We start from the raw sequence: 12,359 nt of genomic DNA on the forward strand, positions 1-12,359 counted from the left end.
CGCATCGGTATCACGTATCCGTGCTAGCGGCTCGGGCCATCAGTATTTCCCGGGAGTGTGAGGCGAACTCGCGCCGATACAAGACGCCAAACGTGACCGCTGTACCCAAAATGAGCGCGACAGGTCCAAGAAACCATGCCAACGACGCCAGTGCAAAATAAGTGGCGCGCAGACCACGGTTGAAGCTGCGCGCGGCGGTGACACAGATCTCAGCCGCCTGACCGGCGCGGGGATAGGTTTGCGGGTCTTCGGGGTCATTGGGAACTGCAGCCATCAACACGGCGCAGTATCCGAAAAGGCGGTGCGCCCAGACATATTTCAGAAATGCGTTGGCCAGCAGCAATACGACGAAAAGGATTTTGATCTCCCAGACCATTGCCGGGACACTGCCGATGGCAAGGTCAATTGCGACGCCTGCCAGTCTTTCGGTATTGCCCAGCAGGGCCAGCCCGCCCCCGATGGCAATCATCGTGGTCGACGCGAAAAATGTACTGCCCTGCCGCATGGCCGCCACGACTTGCGCGTCGAACATGCGCGGTTGGCGGGTCACCATCTCGCGCATCCATTCGCGCCGATAATCGTCCATCATAAGGGCTACGGATTGCCTCTGCGGTGACGGATGTTCAATTTTCCACCCAATCCACAGCCAAGCAACCAGCAGCAGAAGCAGCGATGCATAGTCCAGAGGGGCAAAAAGAGCGGCACGTTCGATCCAGGTCATGACCGCGACAGTAAGGCCGGGCATGGGAACTTGCCAGCGCGATAAATTGGTAATATTACTTTACCAAAAGGAGGAGCGCCATGGAGATGCCAAAGCCAAGCCCGGATGTTCTGAGCCGGAAATCTGCGCTTGTTGCGCGGCTGTCGCGGGTTCTGCCCGAAGAGGCGATCATCCACGACCCCGCCGAAACCCGCGCTTACGAGTGTGACGCCTTGACGGCTTATAGATGCCCGCCAATGCTGGCCGTGCTGCCGTCAAGCACACAGCAGGTTTCGGATGTTCTGCGCATTTGTCATGACGAAAACGTGCCTGTGGTGCCGCGCGGCGCGGGCACTTCACTGGCCGGTGGAGCCTTGCCGACCGCGGATTGCGTCATTCTGGGCGTCGCACGGATGAATGAGGTGTTGGAAATCGACTATGACAACCGCTTCATCAAAGTACAGACGGGTCGCACCAATCTAAGCGTTACCGGTGCGGTCGAGGAAGAGGATTTCTTCTACGCCCCCGATCCGTCTTCACAGCTGGCCTGTGCCATTGCTGGCAATATCGCGATGAACTCGGGCGGAGCGCATTGCCTCAAATATGGGGTAACAACAAACAACCTGTTGGGCGTGACCATGGTCATGATGGACGGCAGCGTTGTCGAAATCGGTGGTGCGCATCTGGATGCACCAGGTCTGGACCTGTTGGGCGTCATATGTGGGTCCGAAGGTCAACTGGGTGTGGTGACCGAGGCCACGTTGCGTATTCTTCGCAAGCCCGAGGGCGCACGACCGGTCCTGATGGGTTTTAATGACAATGAGGTTGCGGGGCAGTGTGTCTCGGACATCATCCAATCGGGCATATTGCCGGTCGCGATCGAGTTCATGGATACATTGTGCATCAGGGCCTGCGAAAACTTTGCCCATGCCGGGTATCCCGATTGCAACGCGCTGCTGATCGTCGAAGTGGAGGGGTCTGACGCTGAAATAGATTTTCAGCTTTCGAAAATCATCGAGATAGCAAAACGCCATGACCCGGTTGAATTGCGCGAAAGCCAGTCGGCCGAGGAAAGCGCCAAGATCTGGTTGGGTCGGAAATCTGCATTCGGTGCCATGGGACAATTGAACGATTACATGTGTCTGGATGGCACGATCCCGGTGTCAGCCCTACCAACCGTTCTGCGTCGTATCGGAGAATTGAGTGGGGAGTTTGGGTTGCCGGTCGGAAATGTGTTCCACGCGGGCGACGGAAATATGCATCCGCTGATCTTGTTCGATGCCAACAAACCCGGCGATCTGGAAAAATGCGAAGCTTTTGGGGCAGAGATTCTGAAGCTGTGTGTTGACGAGGGCGGCTGTCTGACTGGGGAACATGGTGTGGGGATCGAAAAGCGGGATCTGATGTCTCATCAATATTCACCTGCCGATCTTGAGGCGCAGATGGCGGTTAAGGACGTTTTCGATCCCAAATGGCTGCTGAACGCGGCCAAAGTGTTTCCGCTCGACGTGTCGGAGCCGCGGCGTATGGCTGCAGAATAAGGGGGCGCTGCCCCCTTGCCCCCGGAGTATTTTGGAAAAGATGAAGCCAATGAGACCTGAGACTGAGGCCGATCTGGCAAAGCTGGTGGTCGGGTTAGAAAACCCTGTACGCATTGTCGGAGGCGGGACGCGTGGAATTGCCAGCCCGTATGCGGAAATCGAAACCGGAGCTTTGCGCGGTATTACGCTATACGAACCCGGGGCGCTGACCCTTGTTGCACGGGCGGGGACGCCCTTGGCCGAGATCACGGCGACGCTGGAAGCAGAGGGCCAGCACCTCGCGTTTGAGCCGATGGATCATCGCGGATTGCTGGGGACACAAGGTGAACCGACCATTGGCGGCGTCGTCGCGGCCAATATTTCGGGCCCGCGACGGATTCAGGCCGGGGCCTGCCGGGATTTTCTGCTGGGGGTACGCTATGTCGATGGGCGCGGGCAGGTGATCAAGAACGGTGGCCGCGTCATGAAGAACGTCACCGGGTACGATCTGGTCAAATTGATGGGCGGGTCCTGGGGTACTTTAGGAGTTTTGACCGAAGTTTCGCTGAAGGTGCTTCCAAAACCGGAACGGGTGGCAACATTATCTGTTGGGGTCCGGGAAGCTGGAACTGCGGTTCGGGTTCTGTCCGCTGCGCTGAGATCGCCGTTCGAAGTAACGGGGGCCGCGTATGATCCCGACGCCGGGAAAGCCCTGCTTAGGGTCGAAGGCTTCACGGACGCGGTCGCATATCGCACAGGCAAGTTGGCGGCTGAACTGTCCCGGTTTGGAGAGATTTCAGAGGAAGCGGATGCAGACACGCTGTGGGCTGGTATCCGCGATGCTCATCCGTTTCAGGGGCAGGACGGGGATGTCTGGCGGCTTTCAGTAAAACCCGGAGATGCGGCCGAAGTTTCAGCGCGTGCCGAAGCGGATCAGTTGCTTTTCGACTGGGGCGGTGGGCTTGTCTGGCTGCGCGTCCCGAAAGGTACGGATCTGCGCGCGCGTCTAGGTGTGTTTTCTGGCCACGCGACACTTGTACGAGCGGATGCAGAAACAGTCGCGCGACTGGGGCGTTTTCAACCGGAAAACGTGGCCGTCTCGAGCCTGACAAAGGGGTTGCGCGCTAAGTTTGACCCACGTGAATTGTTTAATCCGGGGCTGATGGGATAGGTTTATGCAGACATCATTCTCAGAACGGCAGCTGCAAGACCCGGCAACCAAGCGCTCGAACGAAATTCTGCGCAATTGCGTCCATTGCGGATTCTGCACGGCGACTTGTCCGACCTATCAGGTTCTTGGCGACGAGTTGGACAGTCCGCGCGGGCGCATCTATCTGATCAAGGATATGCTCGAAAACGAGCGGCAGCCCGATGAAAAGACGGTCAAACATATCGATCGGTGCCTGTCCTGTCTGGCTTGCATGACCACTTGCCCATCAGGTGTGCACTATATGCATCTGGTCGATCACGCGCGGGAATATATCGAGGCGAATTACAAACGCCCTTTGGCGGATCGTATTTTGCGTTGGGTTCTGGCACAGATCCTGCCCTATCCGATGCGCTTTCGCTGGGCGCTGATCGGGGCGAAACTGGGTCGCCCGTTCCGGTTTTTGATGCCAGATGCCCGTTTGCGTGCCATGCTGGACATGGCGCCCAAGAACATTCCGCCGGTCAGCCGTAACGATGACCCTCAAAGCTTTGCGCCCGAAGGCGAGCGGAAAATGCGGGTGGCGCTGATGACGGGCTGCGCACAGAAAGCGCTGAATACTGACATTAATGACGCCACGATCCGTCTGCTGACCCGGCTGGGATGTGAGGTTGTGGTGGCTGAGGGTGCAGGATGTTGTGGAGCGCTGACCCATCACATGGGCAAGGTGAAAGACAGCCACGCAGCCGCAATCGCCAATATCAGGGCCTGGATTCGCGAGATGGACGGCGGCGGATTGGACGCCATCGTGATCAATACCTCAGGCTGTGGGACGACGGTCAAGGATTACGGGCATATGTTCCGGAACGACGCGCTCTCGGTCGATGCTGCGCGGGTCTCGGGTATCGCGATGGATATCAGTGAGCTGGTTATGAAGCTGAGTCTACCCGAACGGCGTGATCAGGACCTTACAGTTGCGTATCACGCAGCCTGTTCGCTGCAGCATGGGCAGAAGATCAAGACCTATCCCAAAGACCTTCTGAAACGTGCCGGGTTCAAAGTGGTCGAGCCTGCCGACAGCCATTTGTGCTGCGGTAGCGCAGGGACTTACAACCTGATGCAGCCGGAAATCTCGGGTCAGTTGAAGCAGCGTAAAATCAGGACACTTGAGGTCAAGAAACCTGATATCATCGCAGCAGGCAATATCGGTTGCATGATGCAAATCGGGTCCGGCACCCAAGTGCCAGTCGTTCATACGGTCGAGTTGCTGGATTGGGCAACAGGGGGGCCGAAACCACCCGCGTTGCAACGGGCAGGAGATTCTGTTCCTATTTTGCGATAAGCCACTCTGATGCCGCCCCGCATCATTTCCTCAGGAAATTCACCTGGACTCCGATCGCCCTATTTTTGCCCAACGTGACACGTAGGACAAAAGCCTCAGAGTGAGTCCCCGGAGACCCGAGTGCGCAACTGGATTAAGGCGATTGTTCTTTGTGCTTTGCCGATGACGGCTACAGCACAGGACACTAGGCTGGAAAGCCTGGAGACCTCGGATTCCGGGCGCGAATGGATGGCTGTCGGGCGTCTGGATATTGCCGGAAAAGGGTTCTGCACCGGAACGCTTGTGTCGCCAACCCTTGTGCTGACAGCGGCGCACTGCCTGTTCGACAAGGTGTCCGGGCAGCGGGTGAACCCGTCCGATATCGAATTTCTGGCCGGGTGGCGGCTGGGGCGTGCTTTGGCTTATCGAACGGCAAGACAAGCTGTAATTCACCCGGATTATCAATTCAGTGCCGAGTCGTCGACGGACCGTGTCGGCGCGGATGTCGCCCTGATCGAGCTTTGGCAGCCGATCCGCAACACATCGGTCATTCCGTTTGAATCAGGAGATCAGCCGCGCCGGGGTGCGGAAGTGGGCGTGGTGTCTTATGCACATGACCGCTCAGAAGCGCCATCGTTGCAACAGGTTTGTTCGGTCATGAACCGGCAGGCAGGCGTTATGATCATGTCTTGCGACGTCGACTTCGGGTCTTCAGGAGCACCGGTTTTTTCTTTTACAGGCACGCGCCCTCAGATCGTGTCGGTTGTGGCGGCAAAGGCCAGCATGGATGGCCAGAGCGTTGCGATCGGGACTGCGGTTGAACATTCGCTGCAATTGCTGCGCGACGAGCTGTCTGCCGGGCACGGATTTGGATTGTCGACCTCCGGTTCGGGGACGGGCAAGAACGTCGGTGCAAGGTTTGTCCGACCATGACCAAGGTCTTCATAAGCCTGCTTTTGGGCCTGAGTGTTCTGGCGACCGCATCCCATGCGCAAGCCAACAAACGCAAGCTGACAGACCGGGACGACCTTTACGGTTGGGAAGCAATCGGGCGGCTGGATGTGCGCGAAGCGTCCTATTGCACAGGTACGCTGATCGCGCAGGACATGGTGCTGACCGCTGCCCATTGTGCTGTGGACCGTCGTACCGGGGAAACATACGCGCCCGAAGACATCACGTTTCGTGCGGGTCTGAGCAACGGCAGCGCGTTGGCCGAGCGTCAGGTCACGCAGATTGCGGTTTTGCCCGGCTACGCTTCAAATAACCCGCTTTCGCACGAAGGCGTTCGGATGGACGTCGCCCTGATGCGGTTGAATGAGCCCATCCCGTATTCGATTGCCGATCCTTTCGTGTTGCACAGCGGGCGAGTTTCAGGAAACGAGATCAGCATAGCCTCATATGGGCGCGGACGATCCGAGGCGATCACGCGGGAAAGGTCGTGCCGCGTTTTGGATCGCAGGCAAGGCTTGATCACTTTTGATTGCGACGTCACCTTCGGGTCTTCCGGATCCGCCATTCTGGCAAAAAACGGTTCGCGCTGGCAGGTTTTGTCCGTGGTTTCAGCGGTAGGCACGAACGGTCGCAGAAAGGTGGGGTTCGGCATGGAGCTTGACGAGGTCGTGGCCGAGCTCAAGTCCATCATGCGGCGCGATGCGCCAAAACCAACGGCTACGATCCGCCGGTTACAGGCTGGGTCCGGTGCGTCAGGGTCTGGCGCGAAATTCATCAGCTCCGGCGGGGGTTGAACTCGGTCAAATCGCTTCCCATGTCACTGATATCGGATCGCCACAACGGGGTCCGTCATTAACATTGGTCCGTCCAGCCGGAGGGCCAGATCGTGAATCGCTCAAGACTGAGGATATGACACATGCGTACATTTGATTTTGCACCGCTGCACCGCGCAACCATTGGCTTTGACCAGATCGCCGACATGATGGATCGCGTTCTGACCAATGATGTGGCACAGCCAAGCTATCCGCCCTACAACATCGAAAAAACCGATGTCGACACCTACCGTATCTCGGTGGCCGTTGCCGGTTTTTCGGAAAGCGACCTGTCCGTTGAAGTGAAAGAAAACTCGCTGGTTGTTGCCGGTAAGAAGGCATCCGAGGACAAGAGCCGCAGCTATTTGCATCGCGGCATCGCAACCCGCGCGTTCGAACGTCGCTTTGCGCTAGCTGATCACGTCCGTGTCACCGGCGCAAACCATGAAAACGGAATGCTGAACATCGACCTGAAGCGAGAAGTGCCCGAAGCCCTGAAACCGCGCCGGATCGAAATTACCTCGGCTAAAGCCATCGAAAAAGATGTGGTTGACGCCAAGGCCGTGAACTGAGGCTTTGAAAGCCTAGCGGCAGTCTCCTCCTCCCGGACTGCCGCAACACCCGCGCCCCGCGTTCCTCCAGACGCGGGGCGTTGTTTTTTGATGTCAGCGCCTATGCTCATCAAAGCGTGGGTCCGGTTAACTCGGCTACACTCATCGCGAACCTGTGCTAGAACTTGCAGATGTCGACGACATCCACGCAGACCAGACCGGCTATTCCGCAACCGCTTGCGGTTGTTGGCGTTCTTTTTGCTTCAATCTGTTTCGGGCTTGTTCCCTATTTCAGTAGGGGGCTGACTGAGCAGGGCGTTGCACCTTTCGCGGTCGCATTCTATCGCTACATCGTTCCAGCTGTTTTGTTACTGCCAGTTCTCGTCGTACATCGAAAAGCCTGGCGCGAGATTTGTTGGGGTCTTGCGGTCGGAGTGGTGATGGGGCTTGGCTGGATCGGATATGTCACAGCACTAAAGACACTGCCCGCATCGACGGTGGGCGTGCTGTATATGACATATCCGGTTTTCACGTTGATCATTGCGTGGGCTTTGTTCGCCGATACTCCCACAAGGCGCGCGTTTCTTGCGTCTGGCCTCATCATTCTGGCTGCCATCATAGCCGGCTCGCCAGCATCCGTTCCGGTCGAGCACATTCCTACGCTTTTAATCTCGCTGGCGGCGCCATTTGGTTTTGGCTTCGGGATTTCTGTTCTGGTCCACAGGTTGTCCCGAATTGCGCCACTTGCACGCATTGCTTCGGTGTCTCTGGGATCGGTTCTAGGGCTTTTGCCTTTGATGCTGAATGCAGACGTTTCCACGCTGCTTCCTGACGGTCAGTCCGATTGGGTTCTGATCATTGGAATTGGATTGGTCACGGCGCTTGTGCCGCAGCTTGTCTACACGATCTGTTCGCCGCTGATCGGCGCTTCTCAAACTGCGGTTGTTGGAAGCATTGAATTGCCCACAATGTTTGCAGTCGGGTTCTTTGCGTTTGGAGAAGCGATCACAACTGCGCAAGCCATAGCCTGTGCCTTGGTCATAGGGGCGATTGCAATCACCAAAAGTCGGGTGACGCGCACCGTAACGACCGTGATAGCGAAAGACGAAAAGACCTAAGTTTGGGATCGGATCGGGCCTATAGAAAAGTCCCCACGAAGCTTGCCCGCAGGGAATTCATGTTTGGTGAAATCAGCTCATTGCCCAGCCGTCAACGATCCGATTGACCAGAACAACGCCTCGCCCGAGGGCAGAATGGCCACCGCCCCAAGGCGATGGCCCCCCAGATCAGACCGACATGCAGACGTATTTCATCTCAAGATAGTCTTCCATGCCGTGGTGGCTGCCTTCGCGGCCCAGACCAGATTGCTTGACGCCGCCGAACGGGCCCAACTCGGTCGAGATGATGCCGGTGTTCACGCCGACAATGCCATATTCCAGCGCCTCGGCCACTTTGTAGACGCGGCTCAGATCCTTAGCATAGAAATACGAGGCTAGGCCAAAGATCGTGTCATTCGCCATTGCGATCACGTCATCTTCATTCTCGAACTTGAACAGCGGTGCCAGCGGGCCAAAGGTTTCGTCCTGCGCCACCATCATGTCCTGAGTCACGCCGGTCACGATGGTCGGCTGAAAGAACGTACCGCCCAGATCGTGAGGCAAGCCGCCGGTCAGAACGGCGCCGCCCTTGTCCGTGACATCCTTGATGTGCTCTTCCACCTTGGCGACCGCATCGGCATTGATGAGCGGGCCGGTTGTGGTGCCCTCGGCCAGACCGTCGCCGATTTTCAGGGCTTCGACCGCCGCTTTCAGTTTGGCAGCGAACGCGTCATAAACACCGGCCTGTACATAGATGCGGTTGGCACAGACACAGGTCTGGCCGTTATTGCGGAATTTGCACAGCATCGCGCCTTCGACTGCAGCATCCAGATCCGCGTCATCAAACACGATAAAGGGTGCATTGCCGCCCAGTTCCATCGAACATTTCATGACCTGATCAGCAGCTTGCCGCAGCAGGATGCGCCCCACCTCGGTCGAGCCGGTAAAGGTCAGCTTGCGTACGCCGGGGTTTTCGCAGAACTCCTTGCCGATCTCGCTGGCCTGGGAAGAAGGCACCACGTTGAACACACCAGCTGGCACGCCGGCTTGTTCCGCCAGAAGCGCCAGAACCAGCGCGGAAAGTGGCGTTTCTGCCGCCGGGCGGGCAACAAAAGCACACCCCGCCGCCAGCGCAGGTCCTGCTTTGCGAGTGATCATGGCGTTGGGAAAGTTCCAGGGTGTGATCGAGGCCGCCACACCAATGGGCTGTTTCAGCACCATGATCCGTTTGTCGCGCTGATGCCCCGGGATGGTCTCGCCATACACGCGCTTGGCCTCTTCCCCGAAAAATTCGATGAAGGAGGCACCATAGCCGACTTCGCCGATGGCCTCAGCCAGTGGTTTGCCCTGCTCCGCGGTCAGGATCTTGCCCAGATCTTCGGCGTTCTCCATCATCAGGTCGAACCAGCGCCGCAGGATCACCGCTCGTTCCTTGCCGGTCAACTTGGCCCATTCCTTTTGCGCGGCTTCGGCCTGTGCAATTGCTCCGGCGACTTGCGCTCGGCTGACATCGGCCACTTTGGCCACCACATCGCCCCGGGCCGGGTTGGTCACGTCGAAAGTTCCGTTGTCACCGTCCACCCACTGACCACCGATATAGGCTTTGGTTACAAGCAAGTCAGGATTCTTCAGAATTGATTTCAGATCGGTCGTTGCGTCCAGCATGTCATTCTCCGCGCAGAAGTTGAGTTGCCGCACCCAATCAGGTGTTGAGGGCTTTGTCTATGTCCACCGATGCGGGTCGATCAGCCCAGATTTGATCAAATTATTTTCAGACCCAATCGTTGCAGCATAGTCGCAGCGTTGAGTTCTACGTCAGGTTGCGATCACGTGGCTTTCCTTTCCACCCCAAGTTTGCCAGAGTTTGCGTGATTTTTGGACTCAAGGGGATGTAAATGACCGTAACATTCCCTATCTTATTGGGTAATTAAAGAAAAAAAGGACAGCAGAGATGTCGAACCAGCAATTCGAAGCGCTTATCAAAGAAACGCAAACGAAAGTGCGCGAAAGCCAGTCGCAGATTGAGGGGCTGACCTCGCGGATCGAAGCGGCGCGGGCCAAGATTGGAACGGCCGAGGCCGATATCGACATCGAAAATGCCACGCTTGAGGATGTTCACGCCCATACTGAGGTGATGAACGCCAACATCGCCGAGCTGATCATGGGTCTGGACGATGTTACCAACGCGTTTTCCAAGGATTTCGACGAGATGCGCTCGAAAACCGGGTGGGAGTCGTTTGTCGGCATCTTTTCCAAGGGAAAATCCGAGTCGCTCCGGCAAGAGCGGATGCGAACGGCCAATATCGACGACAAATTGCAGGACCTGATCGCCAAATCCGATGTGATCGTGAAGCTGTTGCAAGGGCAGCTGACTGTGCTGGAAGAGCAACGCGTAAAGGTCGAGGATAACCTGACAGGCACGCTGGACGATCGCGAGGCAACCGTGGCCGAACTGGAAGCACTGCGGGCCGAGATCCAGGGCATGGACCCGGCGATTATCACGCTGGAAAACAAGATCAGTGTCGAACAGGACGCCGCCGCGCGCACCCAGCTGGAAACTCAGCTGGCCGAGCTGAACAAGCAATACAACGCCAAGGTTCAGGAAGAGCAGGTCAAGTTGGCCAAGTCTCAGACGCTGGAGCGTTATATCGAAAAGGGTAAGACCTGGGTCGATTCACTGCAGAACCAGGCGGCGACGCAGATGGTGCTGATCAACAAGCTGCAGACAGACACGCAGCAGCGCGTGGTGCTGTATGACGCCCTGACCAAATCGCTGAAAACCGCGCAGCAGCAGGACGTGGCCCACCGCATCAACGAGATCGGTGTGCAGACGGACCAAGAGGCGCAGACGGCGATGGCCGCCATCGGCACCGCGACCAACCAGAAGATGGCCGACATGCTTGAGGCACACGAGGACCACATGGTCTTTGCTCGCGATGTGCTGGAGAAAAAGGCCAAGGCGGATGAACGCTTTGCCCGCCGGTTTGCCTCGATTGTCGAGAAGCATGATAAGAATTTGTATGGGGGATGAGGTGGTTCAACCTCTAATCTCGGAAGTTCTTCTTTTGCCTTGGCGGTTTCAGCAATGCCGCACAAACGGGTGTAATAAATCTGCCAATGAGTAACCCCACCAAAGACCATGTTGGCCTGACCGACACTTTCGCCTCGCGCCGGTATTTCCGCAAATTCGAGGTGATCACCGTCCACCTGTTGCGCGTGGCGGCGACGATGGAGGCCGAGGGCGCGATTAGCAAGCAAGAGGTGCGGATCGTGTCGCGCTACCTCTCGGGGCTGCTCTACACCTTTCGCGCGCTTAGCATGAAATACCTGCTGGTTGGGCGCGATACGGGGCGGTTCTTTGGCAGCCTCGCCATGGACAAGCGCGACAGCGGGTTTCCGGTGGCTGCCGAGTTGCTGACCATGGCCAATGACGCGCAACAGGCGCAGGTGCATTTGGCGAATATGCCCTCGGAAGATGACCTGAAAACCGACATGGTCCGCACGATCATTGGCGACCGGGAAATTCCAACCAAGCTGCAATTTGCGCTGTCGCAAAGGCTTTATTACGAAGAGTTGCTTAAGGGTCAGTTGTTCTGGGCCCGCAACGATCCCGAATGTCACTGGATCGGGAATGAGGGCGAGCGGCGCAAGTTCTTGATCCACTGGGCGGTCTATGACAGTCAGGTCAACCTGCCCGTCATCTATCTGATGCAGCTGGAGGACACAGGCAAAACCGCCCTGCCCAAGGACCAACGCCGCTGGCCCGAGGTGCAGGCACATCTGATGGCGCAATCGCTGGGCGGTCTGAAATTGGTGACCATCGCCAAGGGCTTTGATCAAGATTTCGATGACCTGCATCCCAAACACCTTCGTCGAATCCATGTGGGGCCGATGTATTCCTCGGCCTATACCGAACAATCCGGCCCTTTGCGGCAGGTGTTGGAGGATGCGCAATCTCCGCAAGGGCAGGATTGGGCGCTGGCCTGGACAACCGAAGAGCTGCACAGCGAAGAGGTCATCGAGGAGCGCGCGGGCTGGTTTTCAACTGTCGAGCGCGAGGTCTTTGCGCTGGATCCTTTCGGCGGGCAGGGGGCCGAAACCGGCGCCACCCGCACCCAACGGTCGATCATCCTGCCACAGCGCCCGTTTCAGGTGCTGGCCGAACGTAACCCGCCGGGGTTTGCAGATGTGCGCAAGTTCGTCGTCAGCAATGCCGGGCAGGTATTGAGGTACTAATTTTCGCCTTCGGCGAGAGTATTT

General features: G+C 57.4%; 11 protein-coding genes. 9 read left to right on the forward strand and 2 right to left on the reverse strand.

Features of this window, described 5'->3' with window-relative positions:
- Positions 1 to 10: 10 nt before the first annotated feature.
- Complete coding sequence (locus ACR0EK_RS11710) at positions 11 to 721, reverse strand: DUF599 domain-containing protein (protein ID WP_480507274.1); 711 nt, start codon at positions 719 to 721, stop codon at positions 11 to 13.
- An 80-nt stretch (positions 722 to 801) separates the two neighbouring features.
- On the opposite strand from ACR0EK_RS11710, the gene ACR0EK_RS11715 reads away from it, so the two are divergent.
- The 7 genes from ACR0EK_RS11715 to ACR0EK_RS11745 all read left to right on the forward strand — a co-directional run bounded on the left by ACR0EK_RS11715 (position 802) and on the right by ACR0EK_RS11745 (position 8,120).
- Positions 802 to 2,241: an FAD-linked oxidase C-terminal domain-containing protein gene (locus ACR0EK_RS11715; protein WP_480900055.1), complete on the forward strand. Its 1,440-nt coding sequence runs from the start codon at positions 802 to 804 to the stop codon at positions 2,239 to 2,241.
- Positions 2,242 to 2,290: 49 nt separating this feature from the next.
- Positions 2,291 to 3,391 (forward strand): FAD-binding protein, encoded by a 1,101-nt coding sequence (locus ACR0EK_RS11720; RefSeq protein WP_480773965.1) that lies wholly within the window; start codon positions 2,291 to 2,293, stop codon positions 3,389 to 3,391.
- Between the two features lie 4 nt (positions 3,392 to 3,395).
- Positions 3,396 to 4,709, forward strand: coding sequence for a glycolate oxidase subunit GlcF (gene glcF, locus ACR0EK_RS11725; RefSeq protein WP_480773966.1), 1,314 nt, complete (start codon positions 3,396 to 3,398; stop codon positions 4,707 to 4,709).
- A gap of 120 nt (positions 4,710 to 4,829) precedes the next feature.
- Complete coding sequence (locus tag ACR0EK_RS11730; RefSeq protein ID WP_480900053.1) at positions 4,830 to 5,621, forward strand: trypsin-like serine peptidase; 792 nt, start codon at positions 4,830 to 4,832, stop codon at positions 5,619 to 5,621.
- Positions 5,618 to 6,433 carry a trypsin-like serine peptidase gene (locus ACR0EK_RS11735; RefSeq protein WP_209507230.1) on the forward strand — a complete coding sequence of 272 codons (816 nt, stop codon included), beginning with the start codon at positions 5,618 to 5,620 and terminating at the stop codon, positions 6,431 to 6,433. Before ACR0EK_RS11730 ends, ACR0EK_RS11735 begins: the two co-directional genes overlap by 4 nt.
- A 122-nt stretch (positions 6,434 to 6,555) precedes the next feature.
- Positions 6,556 to 7,023 (forward strand): Hsp20 family protein, encoded by a 468-nt coding sequence (locus ACR0EK_RS11740; protein WP_480900051.1) that lies wholly within the window; start codon positions 6,556 to 6,558, stop codon positions 7,021 to 7,023.
- 170 nt (positions 7,024 to 7,193) lie between these two features.
- A complete protein-coding gene (locus tag ACR0EK_RS11745) occupies positions 7,194 to 8,120 on the forward strand; it encodes a DMT family transporter (protein WP_480900049.1) in 927 nt (308 codons plus the stop codon).
- 168 nt (positions 8,121 to 8,288) lie between these two features.
- Here the strand turns inward: ACR0EK_RS11745 and ACR0EK_RS11750 are convergent, their stop codons facing one another.
- Positions 8,289 to 9,764 carry an NAD-dependent succinate-semialdehyde dehydrogenase gene (locus tag ACR0EK_RS11750; protein WP_480900048.1) on the reverse strand — a complete coding sequence of 492 codons (1,476 nt, stop codon included), beginning with the start codon at positions 9,762 to 9,764 and terminating at the stop codon, positions 8,289 to 8,291.
- A 286-nt stretch (positions 9,765 to 10,050) separates the two neighbouring features.
- Here ACR0EK_RS11750 and ACR0EK_RS11755 point away from each other — a divergent pair, with 286 nt between their 5' ends.
- Together ACR0EK_RS11755 and ACR0EK_RS11760 are read left to right on the forward strand one after the other, a co-directional pair.
- The gene (locus ACR0EK_RS11755) at positions 10,051 to 11,130 is read left to right on the forward strand and encodes a coiled-coil domain-containing protein (RefSeq protein WP_267365200.1); all 1,080 of its coding nucleotides are present in this window, start codon (positions 10,051 to 10,053) and stop codon (positions 11,128 to 11,130) included.
- 86 nt (positions 11,131 to 11,216) lie between these two features.
- Positions 11,217 to 12,335 (forward strand): hypothetical protein, encoded by a 1,119-nt coding sequence (locus ACR0EK_RS11760; RefSeq protein WP_480773968.1) that lies wholly within the window; start codon positions 11,217 to 11,219, stop codon positions 12,333 to 12,335.
- Positions 12,336 to 12,359 lie beyond the last annotated feature (24 nt).

This window comes from Ruegeria sp. AE4 (assembly GCF_056542185.1).